The 19,946-nt window shown below is 41.0% G+C and carries 22 protein-coding genes; all 22 read right to left on the bottom strand.

From position 1 onward, the window contains the following. The gene (carA, locus tag LBC_RS08040; protein ID WP_221253924.1) at nt 1-1,119 is read right to left on the bottom strand and encodes a glutamine-hydrolyzing carbamoyl-phosphate synthase small subunit; all 1,119 of its coding nucleotides are present in this window, start codon (nt 1,117-1,119) and stop codon (nt 1-3) included. Beyond that, entirely contained in the window at nt 1,116-1,667 is a 552-nt protein-coding gene (locus LBC_RS08045) for a DUF507 family protein (protein ID WP_221253925.1), read from the bottom strand. The genes carA and LBC_RS08045 overlap by 4 nt, the downstream gene beginning before the upstream one ends. 595 nt (nt 1,668-2,262) lie before the next feature. Further along, nucleotides 2,263-2,841 carry a MotE family protein gene (locus LBC_RS08050; RefSeq protein ID WP_221253926.1) on the bottom strand — a complete coding sequence of 193 codons (579 nt, stop codon included), beginning with the start codon at nt 2,839-2,841 and terminating at the stop codon, nt 2,263-2,265. Next, nucleotides 2,838-3,260 carry a flagellar FliJ family protein gene (locus tag LBC_RS08055; protein WP_221253927.1) on the bottom strand — a complete coding sequence of 141 codons (423 nt, stop codon included), beginning with the start codon at nt 3,258-3,260 and terminating at the stop codon, nt 2,838-2,840. The genes LBC_RS08050 and LBC_RS08055 overlap by 4 nt, the downstream gene beginning before the upstream one ends. After that, the gene (locus LBC_RS08060) at nt 3,257-4,507 is read right to left on the bottom strand and encodes an adenylosuccinate synthase (RefSeq protein ID WP_221253928.1); all 1,251 of its coding nucleotides are present in this window, start codon (nt 4,505-4,507) and stop codon (nt 3,257-3,259) included. The genes LBC_RS08055 and LBC_RS08060 overlap by 4 nt, the downstream gene beginning before the upstream one ends. Then, nucleotides 4,504-5,352, bottom strand: coding sequence for an ATP phosphoribosyltransferase regulatory subunit (locus LBC_RS08065; protein WP_221253929.1), 849 nt, complete (start codon nt 5,350-5,352; stop codon nt 4,504-4,506). Before LBC_RS08065 ends, LBC_RS08060 begins: the two co-directional genes overlap by 4 nt. Continuing rightward, nucleotides 5,345-9,475, bottom strand: coding sequence for an EAL domain-containing protein (locus LBC_RS08070; RefSeq protein WP_221253930.1), 4,131 nt, complete (start codon nt 9,473-9,475; stop codon nt 5,345-5,347). The genes LBC_RS08065 and LBC_RS08070 overlap by 8 nt, the downstream gene beginning before the upstream one ends. Nucleotides 9,476-9,597: 122 nt before the next feature. Continuing rightward, nucleotides 9,598-10,536, bottom strand: coding sequence for an NAD(P)/FAD-dependent oxidoreductase (locus tag LBC_RS08075; protein WP_221253931.1), 939 nt, complete (start codon nt 10,534-10,536; stop codon nt 9,598-9,600). Nucleotides 10,537-10,545: 9 nt separating this feature from the next. Continuing rightward, the gene (locus tag LBC_RS08080; protein WP_260173402.1) at nt 10,546-10,938 is read right to left on the bottom strand and encodes a hypothetical protein; all 393 of its coding nucleotides are present in this window, start codon (nt 10,936-10,938) and stop codon (nt 10,546-10,548) included. Between the two features lie 68 nt (nt 10,939-11,006). Further along, nucleotides 11,007-11,321: a thioredoxin gene (gene trxA, locus LBC_RS08085; protein ID WP_221253933.1), complete on the bottom strand. Its 315-nt coding sequence runs from the start codon at nt 11,319-11,321 to the stop codon at nt 11,007-11,009. Nucleotides 11,322-11,392: 71 nt separating this feature from the next. Next, entirely contained in the window at nt 11,393-11,731 is a 339-nt protein-coding gene (locus LBC_RS08090; RefSeq protein WP_221253934.1) for a YraN family protein, read from the bottom strand. 1 nt (nt 11,732) lies between these two features. Continuing rightward, a complete protein-coding gene (locus tag LBC_RS08095) occupies nt 11,733-12,995 on the bottom strand; it encodes a homoserine dehydrogenase (protein ID WP_221253935.1) in 1,263 nt (420 codons plus the stop codon). Further along, entirely contained in the window at nt 12,992-14,200 is a 1,209-nt protein-coding gene (locus LBC_RS08100) for an LL-diaminopimelate aminotransferase (RefSeq protein WP_221253936.1), read from the bottom strand. Before LBC_RS08100 ends, LBC_RS08095 begins: the two co-directional genes overlap by 4 nt. 25 nt (nt 14,201-14,225) lie before the next feature. Then, the gene (locus tag LBC_RS08105; protein WP_221253937.1) at nt 14,226-15,023 is read right to left on the bottom strand and encodes a hypothetical protein; all 798 of its coding nucleotides are present in this window, start codon (nt 15,021-15,023) and stop codon (nt 14,226-14,228) included. Further along, on the bottom strand, nt 15,017-16,009 hold the full coding sequence (locus LBC_RS08110) for a hypothetical protein (protein WP_221253938.1): 993 nt from the start codon (nt 16,007-16,009) through the stop codon (nt 15,017-15,019). Before LBC_RS08110 ends, LBC_RS08105 begins: the two co-directional genes overlap by 7 nt. Continuing rightward, nucleotides 16,002-16,682, bottom strand: coding sequence for a 23S rRNA (guanosine(2251)-2'-O)-methyltransferase RlmB (rlmB, locus tag LBC_RS08115; protein WP_221253939.1), 681 nt, complete (start codon nt 16,680-16,682; stop codon nt 16,002-16,004). The genes LBC_RS08110 and rlmB overlap by 8 nt, the downstream gene beginning before the upstream one ends. 69 nt (nt 16,683-16,751) lie before the next feature. Beyond that, the gene (gene rsmI / locus LBC_RS08120; protein WP_221253940.1) at nt 16,752-17,567 is read right to left on the bottom strand and encodes a 16S rRNA (cytidine(1402)-2'-O)-methyltransferase; all 816 of its coding nucleotides are present in this window, start codon (nt 17,565-17,567) and stop codon (nt 16,752-16,754) included. Next, nucleotides 17,568-17,768: a 50S ribosomal protein L31 gene (rpmE, locus tag LBC_RS08125; protein ID WP_221253941.1), complete on the bottom strand. Its 201-nt coding sequence runs from the start codon at nt 17,766-17,768 to the stop codon at nt 17,568-17,570. A gap of 62 nt (nt 17,769-17,830) precedes the next feature. Beyond that, on the bottom strand, nt 17,831-18,475 hold the full coding sequence (locus LBC_RS08130; protein WP_260173476.1) for an RsmE family RNA methyltransferase: 645 nt from the start codon (nt 18,473-18,475) through the stop codon (nt 17,831-17,833). Between the two features lie 11 nt (nt 18,476-18,486). Further along, nucleotides 18,487-18,891: a hypothetical protein gene (locus tag LBC_RS08135; protein WP_221253943.1), complete on the bottom strand. Its 405-nt coding sequence runs from the start codon at nt 18,889-18,891 to the stop codon at nt 18,487-18,489. 253 nt (nt 18,892-19,144) lie between these two features. Beyond that, entirely contained in the window at nt 19,145-19,543 is a 399-nt protein-coding gene (locus LBC_RS08140; protein WP_221253944.1) for a tetratricopeptide repeat protein, read from the bottom strand. Further along, a complete protein-coding gene (locus LBC_RS08145; RefSeq protein WP_221253945.1) occupies nt 19,510-19,782 on the bottom strand; it encodes a hypothetical protein in 273 nt (90 codons plus the stop codon). Before LBC_RS08145 ends, LBC_RS08140 begins: the two co-directional genes overlap by 34 nt. Nucleotides 19,783-19,946 lie beyond the last annotated feature (164 nt).

The following is a 19,946-nucleotide window of genomic DNA, read 5'->3' on the forward strand; positions in this document are numbered from 1 at the left end:
CTATAAAATTTCCACAAATTCAGCGAAAATATACTTACTCTCACTAGGTCCACCGCTGGCTTCTGGGTGGTGCTGGACGGAAAATACGGGATAATCTTTATACCTAACACCCTCAATCGTACCATCAAATAAATTCCTGTGCGTTATCTCTGCCACTTCGGCGATATTTTCTGGGACGTTGTAGTTGTGATTTTGCGTAGTTATCTCCACTGCGCCTGTGATTAAATTTTGCACTGGGTGGTTTGCACCGTGTTGTCCGAATTTAAGCTTATAAGTAGGGTAGCCAAAGGCGTTTGAAAGCAGCTGATGTCCTAAGCATATGCCAAACATAGGCACTCGTGCCTTAATTAGCTCCTTAATCTGGGCTATCTCATCTGTTAGCATTTTTGGCTCGCCTGGGCCATTTGATAAAAACACTCCATGAATCTCTGAGTTTTTAAATTTATCTATTAGCTCGCTAGCTCTAATATCATGCGGATACACCGTAACCTCAAGCCCCACCTCACAAAGCTCGTTTAAGATATTGCGCTTTACACCGTAATCTATCACGGCTACTTTTTTACCTATGCTCTTTAGCGGCTTGTAGCTCTTTGTGCGCATATCCCAAGCCGCGCTTTTATGTGTGTACTCATCTTTTGCACTAACTCGTGCGACGTGATTAGTAGAGGCTATGCTACCAGCTGCGCTTAGGCGTCTGGCTAGCTCGTCCTTGTCGTCTATCTGCGTAGAGACGTATGCCATTAGTGCGCCTTCGTTTCTTAGCATTTTGGTTAAATAGCGCGTATCTATGTCATAAACGCCAAATTTACCCTGCTCCTCAAAAAGCTTTGCAAGGCTCTTTTGAGCACGATGGTTTGAGTAGGTTTTGCTGTAGTTTCGCATAAAAGCACCGCTTGCATGAATTCTAACGCTCTCCATATCATCATCATTTGCGCCGACAATACCTATTTCTGGCATAGTAAAGACTATAAACTGCCCAGCATAGCTAGGGTCTGAGATAATCTCCTCGTAACCGCTCATAGAGGTGTTAAAGACCATCTCGCCAGCCCATTCGCCGTGTACACCAAATGCCTTTGCCTTTAAAAAAGTGCCATTTTCTATATAAATATAAGCGTTCACAGCATGCCTCTTTTTCTAAGCTCGTCTTGATAAAGCCTCTCATAGACTAGATCGTACTCGTCTGTACCAGGGATTAATTTGCGCTTATATTCGTCCATTTTTCCAGCTACTTCTGCCTCGATTTGAGAGTAAATTCGTAAGTAATTATCAATTGAGGAGTAGATTATATTTTTTACTCTATTGTCGCTTACGCTAAAATTTATAAGCCCCTCGTCTATTAAAACCGAAAGGATAAGGTGCGCAATATGGCTAAATCTATCCTCATGTGAGAGCATGAAGCCTTGCTCGGCTGCGAGCCTTTTTTTCACAAGGCGAAACATATCCCTGCGGTCAATTTGCAGCTCTTGCATTTGATCCTCTTGCTCCTCTAATATATCCTGCGCCCTCTCCTCAAGTGTGCGTTCTTTTTTTATGTCTGCGATTAGGATTATTTCTGCTTGTTTTGCCACTGGCTCGACTCCCGCATCAAGGGTAACAAAGCCTGAGTTTAACAAATCAATGGCAATTTTATTTGCAATATATGGTGCATGTGGGAGTTTTATACGCATTATTTTCCTTTAGTTTTTAATATATTTTATCCTATTAGTGGTTAAAAATAAATAATTTTTTGGTTTATTTAACAATAATAATATATTTAACTTAAAGACAACTTTTTTATTTACATTTTTGATATTTAAATTTACCAAAATACCGATTTTACAGTACTTTGTGGTGAATAAGGCTTAAGTATAAGAGTGATAAAATTATTACTTATTTTGTTAAATTTAAAACAAGTATTATCGCTATTAAAGACTGTGACAATTTTAGCTTAAATTTGATTTATCAAACAAAGAGTTTAAGGCTTTATTTTAGCGATTACAAGTAAAGCAAAGTTGCAAAACACCTAATTGACATCATTTTAAAATAGCCTTAAATTTATGGCAAATAATAATCATGTTAAAGTGCTTTAAATAAAGCCAAACCCTCACGTCAGCATAAATTTAAAGCTTTGATTTTACTAGGATAAAATCATGTACCAAATTTATGCCGAAGTTTACGGCTTTTTTATAGTAAAATTTCATACCTTGTGCGCAAAAGCTCTAAAGTCAAAAGTAGCCCAAAACCTACCAAAAAGCTAAAGTTTTTTAAATTTAAAAGATAAAACTACTCTATCAAACTGCCAGCAGGGGAGCTTATCTCCTCTTTCTTTTCGTCTTTAAAAGGTGGTCCATCTTGGAGCATTTTAGTAAGAGTACTAGCCTTATCTGGGCTCATTTTTGCCATGACGGCAGCGATTTTCTTTGGCTCAAGCGCATATAATATAGACGCTGCTGCTGCACCCGACATAGCAGAAAGTACGTCTGCGGCGGCTTGGTCTTTCATCTTTGCATAGCTTGCTGCGACTTTATCGCTTGTCATACTCTTTAGATCGGCTAGAATTTTTTCATTCTGCTCTTTAATCGCAGCTATCTCGGCTTTTTGGGCTTCGACACGCTTTTGCGTAGCCTCAATCTCAGCCTTTTTGCTGTTTAAATCAGCAAGGCTTTTATCATATGCACTTTGCACTTGCGCCCTGTAAGCCTCAAGCACCTGACGCTGTTCGTCTATTTTTTCTAACTCTTTTACTAGCTCACTCTTTCTAGCCTCAAATATCTGCGTGCAATCAACTGGCACATCGCTCGCTGCACTAAATACAAGTGTGGCGCATAGCATAAACGCTAAAATGATAAATTTAAATCTCATAGGCGCATCTTTCTAGCAAAGCCAATGGTGCCAAACTCATCAAGTCTAGCAGCCTCGGACTTTGCATTTGCTTCAAGGGCTGCTTTAATCTCTTGTTCGTGCAGGTAATTTATCTTTTCAAATTCCAAATTTGCCTGCTTATAAAGATGCTTAAAGTGCGCTAGCTCCTTACTAGCTAGGCTAACTCTCTCACTAGCCATAGCTAGGCTTGCACGTGCCGAAGCAATGCTGGCTATGGCCATGCTAAGCTGCGAGCTATCGCCTTTTGTGGGTAGAGTTAGGCTTAAAAGCTCGGATTTTGCATTTTGTACAACAATTTCAGCATTTGCTAGGGCATTTTGCGCCTTTGCCACCCTAGCCTCAGCTAGCTCTAGAGCACGCTTTTTTACCTGCAAAATGGAGCTAAATTTGCTTTTCATCTAATAATAGTATCGCGGCGGTCTGCGCCAGTGGAGACTAGGGCAACTTTAACGCCAGTTAACTCCTCTATGCGCTCAATATAGCGACGCGCATTTAAAGGTAGATCGTCATATCGCTTAATCCCAGCTATGCTCTGCCAGCCAGGAAGCTCTTCGTAAATTGGCACTGCATTTTCCAAATCAGCTGGGAAATAATCAATCGTTTGCCCCTTGTACTGGTAAGCTTTGCAGATTTTTATACTCTCAAAGCCATCAAGTACATCAAGCTTGGTTAGGGCAAATTTATCAAGTCCATTTAAGCGTGCTGAGTAGCGTACCGCAACCGCATCAAACCACCCACATCTGCGGCGTCTGCCAGTAGTCGTGCCAAACTCCCTACCCACATCACAAAGCCTATCTCCATCGCTGCCTAAATCCTCAGTAGGAAAGGCACCGTGTCCCACGCGCGTAGTATAGGCTTTTAAAATTCCTATCACATCGCCTATCTCTTTTGGGCTTAGCCCTAGTCCAGTACACGCCCCTGCGCTTACGGTATTTGAGCTGGTTACGTATGGGTAGGTGCCGTGGTCAATGTCAAGCAAAGTGCCTTGTGCGCCTTCGATTAGGACACGCTTATCCTCATCTAAAGCAGCCCAAAGCAGGCGTGTGGTATTTGTGATATATGGGGCTAGGGCGTTTTTATACCTCGTAAGCTCGCTTAAAAGCTCATCACGGCTTGGTACTTCTATCTTTAGGGCGTTTAAAATCGCACTATTTGCCTCAAAATCTGCCATTAAGTCATCCACAAGCTTTTCTGGCTCAAGCAGCTCGCTCATACGATGCCCTGTACGACTTACCTTATCAGAGTAAGCTGGTCCTATACCCTTGCCTGTAGTGCCGATAGCCTTCTCGCCTTTGGCTCGCTCTTTGGCTTGGTCAATTAAGCTGTGATGGGTTAGGTTTAAATGTGCCTTATCGCTTATAAAAAGCCTGCCTTTTAGATCATCAAACTGTGCCATTTCAGTGATTAGGACGTCTGGATTTACAACTACGCCGTTACCTATTAAATTTATTATATTGTGGTGCAACACGCCACTTGGCATAAGGTGTAGGGCGTATTTTACACCGTCAACTATAATGGTGTGTCCTGCGTTGTGTCCGCCATTTGCACGGCACACCATATCATAATTTGTCGAGAGCATATCGACTATCTTGCCCTTGCCTTCATCTCCCCACTGCGCTCCTACTATGACATCAGCTTTTCTCATTTTGCTTCCTTTGTTGATATTTTTTCAATTACGGCATCGGTATAGACTGCAAATCCACTACACTCCACCTCATCTACCATATATTCCCCTCCGCTAGCCAAGGTCGTATTTGCCTCAATCAAACGGAAAAATAGCCCCTCATAATACCTCATACAAGAGTAATAAAGTGGCTCTACACGCACACTTTTAAATTTACTTGCCCTAGATAGGTCTATGAGACTCTTAGCATTTTTAGCTATCTCATCAGGTAGCTTTATCCGCTCTAAATCATCTGCACTTTTTACACGCAAAAGCTCGCTTAGCCAACTTACATTAAGAGCTAAAATATCCTCTACCCTGCTATCTCTAAATAATGCTATGTCTATACCTAAAAGATCGCATATAGCCAGTGGTATACCCATGTGACTAAGCTGAAGCGTAGCCGAATTAAGCCCTAAATTTGAAAAAAGCTCAATAGACAAACTAGCGTGTAAAGAAAGCTCATTTAAACCTATGCTCTCAGCCCCTATTTGATATAGCTCATAACTTGGGTAATGAAATACAGGCTGAATATAATAATACCTACCCTGCTCTTTTAGCCTACGCATAGCTATACGCACCACATCAACGGTGCTATCAGCCCTTAAAGATAGCTCGGCGTTTGATATATCGCTTAATCTAAGCAAGAGCCTAGGCTCAACACTAAGGGCTTGATGATAGCTAAAATAAGGCGTAACTATCTCGCTAAATCCAGCCTTTAAAAGTATATCGCTTGCCATGCCTTCTACACGGCGTTTTATCGCTGCGCTAGCACCAAAATACAGTCTAGACCCAGACGGTATCTCGTGTGCAAAAACATCACTCATATTGCTCCCTTATCCTGTCTGTACCGACACTTTGTATGTAGTTTAGGCAATCCCCTTCAACACTCTTTGCAAGAGAGCTCATAGCAGCTATATCTGTCTGTTTTAGCGCGCTTATGAGGATGTCTGTAAACTTGCTAAAGTAGGTATTATCTCTAAGCTCATCCTCTATATCCTTTTTCTCATGCTCACTTAGTTCGCTTGCTTCACGTACTATTTTAGACGCTACCTGCCTTACTTGTACGCACTCACAAAGCCTTTGAAACTCATCATCTTGCATGAGGTAGGATATATCAAGCTCGCTAAGCTCTTTAAATTCATACTTCATAACCTCATCAACAAACATAGGCTCATGTATGACATACCCCTGAAATATCTCAAATCCCAGCGCGCTTAATATACGCAAAGTCGCCATATCCTCGATGCCTTTTGCCGATGCTTGAACCTTGAAGATATGTTGTAAATCCCTAATAATCTTAATAGATTGCAAAAATGTCTTTTTGCTTAATAAATTTTTACAAAAGCTCTTAGAAAGTTTTATCTCATCTACGTCTAAAATTTGAAGCGCCTCAAGCGAGCTATCCCCAGAGGCAAAATCATCAAGGACAAATCTAACGCCTAGGTTTTTATACTTAACCATATGATTATGCGCACCCTCAAGATACCTAACCTCGCCAGCATCACAAAGCTCAAACTCCAGCATAGAGACGTCTAGGTGCGGATTTTGACTTAAGATAGAGTTAAATTTATCAAAAAAGTCATCCTTGCAAATTTGTGCTAGACTTACGTTTACGCTTACCTTTGCACCTCTGTGTTTGCTAGCATAAAGATACTGCACATAAAGGGCTTCTTTAATGCAAAATAGTGCTATCTCATCAAGCACGCTTTGATTTTTTAGATATGGCAAGAAATTCTCAGGATATATCACGCCATCCTCGCTACGCCAACGCAACAAAGCCTCAAACGCCACTACGCGCCCCTCGGCAATGTCAATTTGCGGCTGATACTGTAAAAATAGCTCGCCACTTTCAAGAGCGCGAAATAGCTTAATGCTATCATCATACTGGCGCTTAAAGTGCCTATCTCGTCTAGCGTCAAAGACGTAAAAGCGGTTTTTACCCGCTAGTTTTGCCTGATACATCGCCCAATCAGCCTGCTCTAACATATCAGAAGCGCCGTACTGCCTCTCATAAAGGCTTACGCCTATACTAGCACTTAGCCCTATCTGAACGCCCTCAATTTTTATCTTACTAGAGGCGATTCTGAGCATATTTGCCACAATCTCATCTATCTGCCCCCTACTTTCGTATTTGACTATGGCGCCAAACTCATCAACCCCAAACCTAGCAAGCACTTCTTGCTCATCAAAAAGAATATCAAGCCTACTAGAAAGATCTACCAAATACGCATCACCTATCCTGTGTCCGTAATTATCATTAATTGATTTAAAGCCATCTAAATCAAGATATATCACAGCTAAATGCTCACCCTCATTCATCTCTAAAAGTATACTCTCAAGGCGCTGGGTAAATAAAAATCTATTTGGTAATTTTGTAAGTGGATCATGATAGGCTATATGCTCTAAATAATCTTTGCTAACACCGTCGTTATTTATATTTGAAAAAGTAGCTAGAATAAATTTATTAGCACCATCCTCATCACTTATGCTTGAAAGCGTAACAGACTGAAGTATATCCTCGGCACTGCTTGTGCGACTCCATATCCTAGCCCTATATAGACCATTTTTCTCTAAGTCTCTCCAAAGATCATCGTAAAAATCAATCCCATGAAGTCCTGAGCGGAATAAATTTATATTATTTCCAACAAGCTCAGCATGAGTATAACCCATAGTATTAGCAAAGGCGTCATTTGCATCTATTATATTACCATTTGTATCAAGTATCACAATACCTAAATCAGAGTATGAAAATATCGAGGCTAGAACGTTTTTATAAAAGAGATTATTACGCTCTCCACTTATATCCTCAAGAGCGCCACTGATTTTTAGCACTTTGCCTTCTTCATTGCGCTCAGTTACCTTGGCCCTAACCCTAACCCAAATAATGCTGCCATCTTTTCGATATGTGGCTATATCTCCACCAAATGTATCTTTGTCAATTGCTATATTTGCTAAAAACTGCTCCGAAGTCTCTGCGCTTTTATCAACCAAAAGCATAGACCTAATACGCTCATAGTTTAAAAGACCAAGCTCTTTCATACTCTCATATCCTAGCATTTGAGCGTAATTGTCTCCAAGAGTAACTATATCAGTAGTCCTGTCCCACTCAAAAGACACTGCACCAGTCGCCCAAACCACACTACGAGAAATTTTGCTCTCAAGCTCTCGCTTTTCTATAAGCTGCTGATGTTCACTATAATCGCTTGCAGAGTAGACTATTTCATTAAAATTTCCATTCATATCTCTGCTAAAACGTACATTTATCCTATATGGAGCAACCCTATCATTTGCACCTTTTATTCGCACGATAAGTCTTAGCCTATCTTTGCCACTAGCACCACTCCCAAATAAGCGCTTATTCATTTCAATTTCATTTATAAAGGCATTTTTATCAGCTGCGATGACGCTATCTCGCAGGTCAAATCCGCTCTCTAAAAGCACGTCGTAATTTATGCCAAAAATATCTTGGATGCTCTTTGTAGCGTTTATTATCTTAAATGGCTCATCCTTGCTAGCTACCATAACAGCACCCACCATCATATTAGAGTACTGCTCTATCACATCTACATTGCGACGTCTGCGGAGCTTTTTGCCGATATCTTTAATGATTAAAAACTTAAGCCGCTTTCCATCGCTTAAATTTATCTCTGAAATATTTATGCTAGCCTCTATCACTCGCCCATTTTTACCAAACTGCTTTACGGTATAGCTTGTGCCATTTTCCTTTGCTATTTGGCGAGTAAATAAAATATCACGCATGCTAAAATCAGCCAAATCAAGAATATTTAAGGATAAAATTTCCCCTCTTGAGTAGCCATATAATTCTAAAGCAGAGTTGCTAGCTTCGATAATCTGCCCACTATATGCGTCATAGACTATTATATTTATCGTACTTCGCTCAAACAAATACCCATATCTTTCTTGATTATCCTTTAATATATCATTTGTCTTTTGCATCTGCTTATAAAGCCTATAAATACCCTTTTTAATAGACTGCATCTCCTCTATATCACTACCTATCGCTATACTATTATCCCCATTTGAGTCTAAAAATTCGATAAGCTTTTGCATAGGTTCTATAAGCTGTTCTTTTAGCAAAGAGATGTTTTTTAGCAAAAATACCAAAAAGATTACAGTACTTAATGTGATTAAAATCGCAAGAACAGCAATTGACATAATATCTAAACAATTTACATAAAAGCTAACCACATAAAGCCCGTATCTAGCGTCATAGCTAGCCATATAGCCAGTCGATTTTACATAATCAAGCCTAACTGTGGGGACTAAATCATCGCCTTTGCTTAGGTCTCTTTTAAACTCTTTGCTTTGAAATAAAAGTTCTGGCTCACGCCCTGAGATGAAGTTTTTGCCGTCTGTTATGTATGAGTTATGGAATTTATACCCTAGCTCATCTTTTAGCCTACTTAGGAAAAAGTCCATATTAACTTCAGCGATAATAAAATACTGATCACTTATCTTATAAGCTGCGTAAAAATACGGCTCCTCGTTTGGCGCAAAAACAAATTTAGATATAACAAAATCAGTAGTAGCAAGCTTTGATAGAAAAGACATCTCAAAATTTGTAATTTTATGAGCTTTTACATATTCAAATTTATCCACCACCTCATCATTTGCAACATCAAGCAGGTAAAGCGAACGAAACTGCTCCTTGCTCTTACCGTCTTTTATGAGCCTAGCTCCGTTTACTTCAGATAAAAATGCCTGTAAATAAAGGTGTGATTTTATCTCATCAAAGCTATTATTAAGAGAGTAAGTTATGTCTTTATTAAGCTTTGTTATGTCTTTTCTAACGTCTGCTGAATTTACATTTAGCGCATAAACAGCACAACAAAAGAGTATACCAAAAGCAACTGATATAGCTACGTAAATGCGTGCGATGAAGTTTTTTTTAAAACTTTCATACTTGATATATGAGCGTTTAGACAAAACCCAATTCCTCATTTTATATTTTTAAAGTCTGATTTTAACAAAAGTTTTCTTGATTTTAGATATGATTTTGTAAATTTGGGTTTGTAGGTGAGTAGAAGCTGGCAGATTTGCCAGCTATTTTAATGAAGGCTCTCTATGTAGCTCATAGCCGAAAGTGCTGCAACAGCGCCATCTCCAGCCGCACAGACAACTTGCTTTGGAGCGTCTGCTCTAAGGTCTCCTGCTGCAAAAAGCCCAGCCACGCTTGTTTGCATTTTTAAATTTACCATAACCTGTCCACCATCTACCATATCACAGATAAACTCGCCGTTTTCCTGCTTTAAAATCTCGTTGTTTACATTTAGCCCAACAAAGGTAAAAACACCAGGTACTGCTAAATCACGCTCGCCCTCTTTTGTGTTTAACTTTAGCCCGCAAAGTCCACTAGCATCACCGTAAGCTTCCTTAATTGTCGCTGAAGTAATAAATTCTATTTTTTCGTTTTTGCGAGCTTTTTCTACTGTTACTGGGGCTGCGCGAAACTCGTCTCTACGGTGGATAACGTAAACTTTTGAGCAGATATTTGCTAAATAAATCGCCTCCTCAATAGCTGTATCACCTCCGCCTAGGACTGCGACTTCTTTATTTTTATAAAAGAATCCATCACAAGTCGCACACGTACTAACGCCACGTCCAAAATATGTATCCTCGCCAGCAAATCCAGCTCTGCGTGGAGTGCTGCCAGTACACACAATGACGGCTTTTGCGTCATGGCTAGCGCCGCCTTCAAGCTCGATTTTAAAGCTTTTGTCGGCATTTTGGCTTACGCGCACCACATTTGCCCACTCATGCTTTAGCCCGAAATGGCTGCATTGCGCCCACCACGTACTCATAAAATCATACCCACTCTCACCTGGATTTTTCTGACCTGGGTAGTTTTCTATCTCGCTTGAGCTAGTTATCTGTCCGCCTGGTTCGCCTTTTTCAAACATAACAACATTCTTAAGTCCTCCACGAGTGGCATAAAGTCCTGCCGTAAGCCCAGCAGGACCGCCACCTATAATCGCTAAATCTAGCATATTTTCTCCTTAAATTTTATCTATTTTAGAGCTTTGCTTATAAATGCTAGCCCTATCACGCTCTATTACCACACTAGCTGGCAAGTCCGTGATATTAAAAGTGCTTAAAATTTTTAATATAGTGTTTATATCAGAGCTTAGCTGTATAAGCCCCAAGCCTGTATCGCCGCGCTTTTGAGCTATATCGATAGCCAAAACTGGCTGATTTTCGTCTAATTCTATGCCACCTTTTGCAATTATATCCTTGAGTTTATTTTGGTTTGAGCTATAAAAAAGCAATTTATAAGACATTTTATCAGGCGTAAAAATATCAGCCCTCTCATACAAATAATACTGCGAAAAATCAATGAATTTAAACTTAGAAAATCGGTAATTGTTGTATGCAAATGCCGCCGCTATCATAGCTGCGCCAAAAAATGAGCCAAAGATATATGTAAGGGGCAAGAAACTGCCCCAACGGCGTTTTGGCATTATAGTAGCGAGTTTAGTTTATCCGCTATGGCTTGTTTTGACTGTGCGCCAACTAACTGGTCGACAACTTCGCCATTTTTGAAAAATAGCATTGTTGGGATAGAGCGGATACCATACTCAACCGCCAAATCCTGAACCTCGTCAGTGTTTACCTTGCAAATTTTAGCCTTGCCGTCAAATTCCTCCGCAAGCTCAGCTATAACAGGTGCTAGCATGCGGCAAGGTCCACACCAAGGAGCCCAAAAATCCACTAAAGCTACGCCCTCTTTAGCTACACTAAAGTTTTCTGATGTTAAATCGATGTATTTTCCCATAATACTCTCCTTAAATTAAATTTCGGCATATTATATATAAATAATTCTGAATTCTATCTAAAGGATAATTTTTATAAAGTAATATTTTCTATTATCTTTATAGACGACTCGTTTACGACAATTAAATCAAGCTGTATATCGCAACTAATCTCATGAGTAAGCTCATAAAATTCAATACATCTAAAAAGCTTCCTAAGCTTTTGGCTATTTACCCGATACTCTGCCTCATAATCTGAGGTACTTGCTTTTACCTCGATAAAATGCAAAATGTCATCTTTTTTAGCGATTATATCTATCTCACCAAAGCGGCTTTTAAAATTTCTTTGCATAATAGTAAAGCCACGCGACATAAGCCACGAGGCCGCTCTATCCTCGCCCTCTTTACCAAAGATATAAGAAAATATCCCCAAACTACTCCTCAATCCTCATCATAAATATCTCACCCCTTACAAAATCGCTTGATTTTAGTATTTGCATAAATTTAACTGCGTCCTTTTCAAATGCAGTATGCGTGATGAAAAATAGCGTCGCCTCAAGGCTATTTTCATCATCTCGGCGCTGTAAAAATGCGTCGGCCGAAAGCGCATGCTCGCTCATTATCTTTGTGATTTTCGCCAGTACTCCGACTGCATCCTCGACATTTAACCTAAAGTAAAACTTGCTTTGTATCTCGCCTTTTGGCACCAAAGATAGCGGTGCGATAGGAGCTTTGTAGCCTAGCATAGGTGGATTTATGCCACGTGCAATATCAATTAAGTCGCTGATGACTGCGCTTGCTGTGGCATTTCCTCCAGCACCAGCACCATAATACATAGTCTCACCTACTGCATCTCCAGCTACACTAATAGCATTCATCACGCCATTTACCTTAGCTATCATCTTATCCTTTGGTACGAGGGCTGGGTGTACGCGTAGCTCCACACGCTCGCCTATCCTGCGCGCAATAGCTAAAAGCTTAATCTCATATTCAAATTCCTTAGCAAAGGCGATGTCATCAGAGCTTATGTTCTCAATGCCTTCTATGAGTATGTCCTCTGGGCGGGCGTGTATATCATAGGCTATACTTGAAAGGATTAAAAGCTTGTGCGCTGCGTCAAATCCGCCCACGTCAAAGGTCGGATCAGCCTCAGCATAGCCAAGTTCTTGCGCACGTTTTAGCACGTCTTTAAATTTAACGCCACCTTTCATCATCGATGTCATTATGTAATTACTTGTGCCGTTTAGTATGCCTTTTATGGAGATTATGTGATTTGCGCTTAGCCCATCTCGCAGGGTCTTTATAATAGGTATACCGCCAGCCACGCTAGCCTCATAGCCAAACGGCACATCAGCCGAAAGCCTAGCAAGCTCATCTCTATGATAGGCTAAAAGAGCCTTATTCGCCGTTACGACTGGCTTTTTACGCTCTAGCACTCGCTTTATCGCCGCATAAGCCCCATCAACTCCGCCCATAAGCTCGACATACACATCTATGTCATCCCGCTCTAATACAGCGCTAAGATCCGTGCTTAGGTGCATTCCAGCCACATCTCTTGGCTTGTTTAAATCTCTTACAACACCCACGACTGGCTCTATACTCTTGCCTGCTCGCGCAGTGATGATTGAGGCGTTGCGTACAAGTATGCGTGCCACCGCTTCGCCAACGGTGCCTACGCCTAAGATTGCTACTCTCATTTAAATTCTCTCAAATATTTTTTGATATTTCGTGCCGCTTGGCGTATGCGGTTTTCATTTTCAATCAAGGCTATTCGCACATATCCTTCGCCCCCTTCGCCAAAGCCCACGCCAGGGCTAACCGCCACACCAGCCTTGATTAAAAGCTGCTTTGAAAACTCAAGGCTACCTAGGTGAGCTGCCACTGGCGGAATTTTCGCCCAGATAAACATACTCGCCTGCGGTGCGTTTAGCTGCCAGCCTGCCTGAGCAAAGGATTCAATTAGCACCTCCTGACGACGTTTGTAGCCTGCACTTATCTCCTCCACACACTCGCTGCCACTTTCAAGCGCAAAGGTCGCTGCCACCTGAATGGGTGTAAACATACCATAATCAAACCACGATTTTATCTTTTTAAGCGCAGCGATTAGGCGTTTATTCCCACACACAAAGCCTACTCTCCAGCCTGCCATATTATAGCTTTTTGATAATGTATAGGTCTCTACTGCGACGTCTTTTGCGCCTTCAACTTCAAAAATGCTAGGCGTCTTATATCCATCAAAGCACAAATCAGCGTAGGCAATGTCGCTGATGATATAAAAGCGTTCTTGCTTGCTTAGGGCGACTAAACGCTCATAAAAGCTTTTTTGTACGGTTACGGTTGTAGGATTGTGCGGGAAATTTACCACAACATATTTTGGCTTTGGGCTACTTGCATGTATAGTGCGAGTTAAATCATCAAAGAATTTATTCTCATCGAGTTCAAATTTATCATTAAAGCTAAGCGGCATTTTGGCAACGTTTCCACCCGCAATGATAAAAGCCTGCGTGTGGATAGGGTAGGCTGGGTCTGGAACGACAGCGACGTCGCCTGGATTTATAATAGCTTGGGTTAGATGCACAAAGCCCTCCTTACTGCCCATTACAGCCACAGCTTCGGTCTCTGGGTCTAGACTCACACCGTATTTTTGCCTGTACCACTCGCAAATAGCTAATCTCAGCTTGTAAATGCCTGCACTCACGCTATATCCGTGCGTTTTGTCCTTTTGGGCGCTTTCGCAGAGCTTATCGACTATGTGCTTGGGCGTCCTGCCTTCTGGATTCCCCATTGAAAAATCAATTATATCAGCCCCATCCCTGCGTGCTGCCATTTTTATAGCATTGACCTCGGCAAATACGTAATTTGGCAACCGCTCTATCGTGTGAAATCTAATCTCCTCAAACATTATTCCCTCCTAATTTTGTATAAATTTATTCCCCTTTATCATTTCGCGAAAAAGCCTTAAGCATCATGGCTCCCTTGCTGGCTCCGCGCTCGTTAAAAACCACAGCATACACACTAGAAGCAGGAAGCTCTAACCTTAAAATCTTTGCGTCTAAATCTTTTTTAGCGTATGCAAGCTCATTTAATTTAGCATCATACACACCTATTTCCGCCGTCCATTGCCTAGCACCCCTACTAGATAGCTCCAAAGCCCCCACATCTCCGACTAATAAAAACTCGCTCGTGCCTAAAAGCGTTACGCTTTTTTCAGGCTCGATTTTAGCTAGATTGAGCCTTATATCGCTATCATCTAAAACAATCCTTATACCAAAGTCGTTGCGCTCTATGAGACTTACTCTAAACCCTTGCGCTCTAAGAGCATCATCAAGAGCCGCTAAAGTATCGCTAAATCGTTCAAATTTCACACTATACTCAAGTGGCTGCCTGCCTATGAAACTTACCTCACTTTGGCTAGACAGCATTAAAAGCGCATTTTTTAGCGCCTTTACAAAAAGTAAGGCATGGCTACTGCTTTGCGAGATAAATTTAATCTCAAATCCAGCCCTGTTAAGGAGCGCCCTATCGAGCCTAGCTCCCAAAATCTCCTCTATCTGAGCTAATTTTAATCCTCCATTATCGCTAAAAATACTAGATAAAGCTACTTGAGTTAAATTTATTTCAGTTTGACTTAGGGCGTTTATGCTAGTTTGCGCGTTTTTTATATTTATGCTAGCACCCAGCAAAAAAGCCTGCAAAAAGAGTAAGACTAAAAGCTTTTTTACCACGATTTTCCGCCATTTAGCGTAACAAATTCATCGTAGCTAATCTGCTTTATAGCGCCATCTTTTACTAAAAGCCTAACCGCTCCACTAGGGTTAAAGCTCTGCTTCTTGCCGTCTGTTATTAAATTTACACCTCCATTGCCAGCCACGATTAGCTGCGTTTGACTTAAATCTATCACAAACTCTCTGCCAGCCGCTGCATCATAGCTTTTTTTGCTCTTTGTTTTTAAATTTATAATGCCAACCCAAACCTTTTTTAGCGTCTTTAAGCTAGCTGTTTGCACCTTTTTAGGGCTATCTTGCAAGGCTTGAGTATCGCTTTTAGCTGGCACTATATCTTGGGTGTTAGGTGTGGCATCTTGAGTTTTATCCGCCGGCTCTTTTGCTTGAGCTTCTTGATTTTGTGCGCCCTCATCACTAGCACTTACTTTTTCTTGTGCTTCTTGAAGAGCTAAAGCCGAGCTATCATCAATACTTTGGCTTTGTATGCCCTCACCTGCACTTGGTTTTGGTTCCTCATTTGCCTCATTTAGATTGCGCTTAGCCTGCTCTACTTGCTCTAAATTTGGGCTAACGACTTGAGTTTTTTTCTCTTGCATATCTTGGATAAATTTATCAAGCCCTATATGCTCGCTGAAAAAATAAACAAAAATAGCCGCCACAAATATCAAAAACCCAAACCACATAAGCCCCCTTCCAGCAGGCTTTACATCACGCTCTGCACTATCTGTAAAAGGTGGAATTTTATCTATCGCACCGCAGCTTTTTACACCTTGAGAGTATGGCACTGCAGCAGCATACTCAGACAGCCACTCGCTCATATCTACGTCAAACTCGCGAGTGATGATTTTAATGTGTCCGCAGACGTTATATTTTGCCAGTGCGTCGTAGTTTTTCTCCAGTATCAAAGAGATAATCTGAGGCTCTATGTGTGTTTTTCTAGCGACCTCTTTAACGCCTAGTTCTCTTAAAGTTTCAAAATTATTCATTTACTATCCTATCACATATTATTGCAAAAGCTGCACTTACATTTAACGAATCAAAGCCGTTTTTAAGCCGCACGCCGACTGTTTTATCACACTTTGCAATGACCTTAGCACTTAACCCATCGCCCTCGCTTCCTAGCACTAAAGCTAGCTTTTTGTCGAATTTAACCAAAGAGACATTTTTGCCTCCAGCAGCTGTGGCATACAGGCTAAATCCTACCTGCTTTAGCTCATTTAAAAGGCTTAATCCATCAGGCACTAAAGCAATAGGTAGCTCCAAAGCCGCGCCACTACTAGAGCGTAAAATTCCAGCCAGATTCGCACTTTTGCCAACTATTGCCAGCCCATCACAGCCTAACGCATAAGCGGTCCGCGAGATAGCGCCGATATTTCCGACATCGCTAAGCCCATAAAGCACAGCGATAAAATCTTTTTGCTTAAGCTCGTTAATATCACAAAACGAAACAGGCTCGATTTTAGCCAGCAATCCCTGATGATTTCCACCAGCCGCGAGTGCTTGGGCTTTTTTATTATCCACCCTGATTATCTTTGCACCCGTTTTTACTATCTCGTTAAATAGCGGCTTTTCTATATCTTTGGCAAGATAAACCTCGATTATGCGCTTAAAATGGCGCTTTAAAACGTGTAAAAAAAGTTGTTTTCCATATATTATCATTAGGCGATGATAGCGAATTTTAAATGAAAATTTACTTATTTTTTCTCTATTTGGTGGGTTTTGCTCTGCTTATGTGGTTAATTCTGCATACACACTTTTTACACTTTTGCCAGTGAGTTTTGATAGGAGTTTTGCCTTTTGTTTTGGAGCAATATCGAGGCTTTTAATATCATCTATACTAATGCGTTCAGTGTTTTTAGCTAGCTCATTAGCGCCTAGCACTACGCACCATTCGCCATCGATGTTTGCATTTTCTAGCTTATCTAAAACAGTTTGAGCGCTACCAAAAAATTTATTTTGGAATTTTTTGCTTATCTCTTTAATGGCAAATATCTCACGACTTGGGTCTATTTGAGCTATGTTAGAAATTAGTGGCACTATCCTACGTGGGCTTTCATAGATTATGGCTGGATAGGGCTGATTTAGCGCATTTTGCAGAGCCTCTTTTCTCTGGGTGCCTGTATTTGGCAAAAATCCCAAAAAGACAAATTCTTTCTCGCAAAAACCGCTTGACACAAGGGCTATTAATGCCGCGTTTGCCCCTGCTAGAACTTCAAATTCTATGCCGTTTTTAAGCGCATATTTAACAAGCCCCGCCCCTGGGTCTGAGATACCAGGCATGCCAGCATCGCTTAGATAGGCTACATTTTTATCAAAAAAGCTAGGCGTTAAATTTGATACAAACTCAGCCTCATTATGGCTGTGGACGCTTATAAATTTATCTATATTTATTCTAGCATCAAAGCGCTGGTTTAAAAGTGTGATTAGAGATTTGCTTATTCTAGTGTCTTCGCAAAGTATGACGCTACACTCCTTTAGCGTGCTTAATGCACGCAAGGAGATGTCGGCTAAGTTGCCTATAGGCGTGGGGATAAAATAGAGCAATTATTTAAGTGCGTATTTTTTCTTAAATTTCTCTACGCGTCCTGCGCTATCTACTATCTTTTCGCTACCAGTAAAAAATGGGTGGCAAGCTGAGCAGATGTCTACTCTAATCTCTGCTTTATTTGACTTAGTTTTAAAGGTATTTCCGCAAGCACAAGTTACAGTTGCCTCTACGTATTCTGGGTGTATCTCTTTTTTCATCGCTTTTCCTTAGAGAGTTTATAAAGCCGTGATTATACTAAAATAAACTTAAAAAATCAAGCCTAGGCTAAACTTTTCGCCGCAAGCGCTATCGCAGCGGTTTCAGAGCGCAATATACTAATCGTATTAAGCGAATATTTTTGCCTAACTAGCTCACGCTCTCTTTGGCTAAAACCACCCTCCGCACCAACGACTATAAAGCCTCCAGCATGCGCCCCCAAAGCCTCGCCGCCAAAGTCAAGCAGTGCCACATTCTCGTGCGAAGCGATAAATTTATCAAGGCTTTCATAAAGCTCAAAACTCATCAAATATTCGCGCCCACACTGCTGGCTTGAGAGCGCGCAAATACGCTCAAGCTTATCAAAATCAAGGCGGAAGTTTTTCTGCGAATAATCGCAATAAATAAAGCTTATGCGCTCCACGCCAAGCTCATTAAGCGCAGGCAGAGCCTTTTGTACGCTCTTTGGGTCAATCACCGCCCACGCTAGGCAAAATCCGCTCTTAATCACAGGCTTTTGCGATGTAAAAACAAGCTCAGCAAAGCCATCTCGCCTACTAAGCTGCCTAATCTCGTAAATATAGACGCACTCGTCTTTTAAATTTCTCATCTCAAGCCGCTCAGACTCACGCATCCTACGAGCTTTTATATGCGATAGCATATCCGCATCAAAGCCCACTCTCTCATCGCCCGCGCACTCGTGGTACATAAATTTCACGCCTAGGCCTTTGAGGCTATTAGGATTAAAGCTATGTCTAAAATCCCTTTTATTAGCGCAAATTTTCTAAATTTATCCCGCTCGCCTAGCCTTAAATAGCGCTTTAGCCTAGCATATCCAGCCGCGCTTGAGCCAATAAGCAGCACAGCTACTAGCACCATAACCGCGCTTTTATGGCTTAGCCTAAACTCAAACGCCGCCAGCATAATAATGCCTGTAAAAATAGAACATGCGATGATAGTGTGATAAAGTGGCAGGTAGTAGCGCACATAAAGTGAGTAGTTGCGCGCCCTGTACGCTAGCTGCGTGATCACTAGATAAAGCACCGCACAGCCTAGCATAGCATGCGCAAAGCCCACGTGATAAGGCAAAGTGTATGTGTAAAGCGGGACTAAATGCTCGCTCATTTGCTCTCCTTTAGTTTAAAACGAGATTGTAGCAGATTTTGTTTAAAATTTAAATTTATGGGGGCTTTTGGGGTGAGATTTGGCAGGACTTTAATTTGTTTTAAGGGGTTTTACCAGCTTTGTCCTGGACGATGAGATGGCACACTAGCGTAAATTTAAAACAGCTGGGTGTGGCTGGTTTTTGGCTGACTATTTTTAGGGCTTGCTGGTTTTGCTAGCCCCAGGTGCTTAGATTGAGATTAAAAGCAATCTTTTATAAATTGCAAGCCTGAGAAATTCCAAGCTTGCATGCCTTTTGTTTGTATTCTTTGGCTTTTAAGAGATTTCTTTCTTGCTCAAAGGCAATGCCTAGATTATAGCAAGCCTCTTTAATATCATTATCACAAGCTAAGCTGTATAGATATTTTGTCTCTGCCATATCTTGCCTAACTCCCTCGCCGTCATAATAAAGAAGCCCTAAATTATAGCAAGAAATATAATTTGGCTCCTTTTCATTATCGCAAGCTAGCTTATAATATCTAGCTGCTTCTTTTCTGCTTTGTTTAAAGCCATCTTTTCCATAGTCATAAGTAACACCTGTATTGTAGCAGGCAAATGAAGCAAAACCTTCATTTGGAGCTAAATCGCAAGCTTTTTTATAAAATTTAGCCATTTTTCATCATCTTGCTTTACTACTTTGCCGTTTTGATAAATCCCTGCTACAAAGCCACATCCCACAGCTCTATAAGTTTTTGAAGCCTTTTCGTCATCACAAAGCTTGCTAGCTAGCTCAAAAGCTTTTTTGTAATCTTCTGCATCATAAGCATCAACTATTTCCAATAATTTTGGCGAAAACGAATTTTCAGCCAAAGCAAAACCAGCCACAAGGGCAAACAAAACTAACTTTTTCATTTTTATCCTTTGGGTTAAATTTAAAGCTAATGAGTTTGCGATTATTCTATCTTGCCCTGCTTAGAAATTGCTTAATGGATGGTAAATATAAAAGGCTAGAAGCTGGATTATTTTATTAAAAAGTAAGGTTGCTCCAAGGGTCAGCCCTGCCGTTATGGCAGGAG

Origin of the sequence: Campylobacter sp. 19-13652 (assembly GCF_019702925.1) — a bacterium.
In the GTDB taxonomy this organism is placed as follows: Bacteria; Campylobacterota; Campylobacteria; order Campylobacterales; family Campylobacteraceae; genus Campylobacter_A.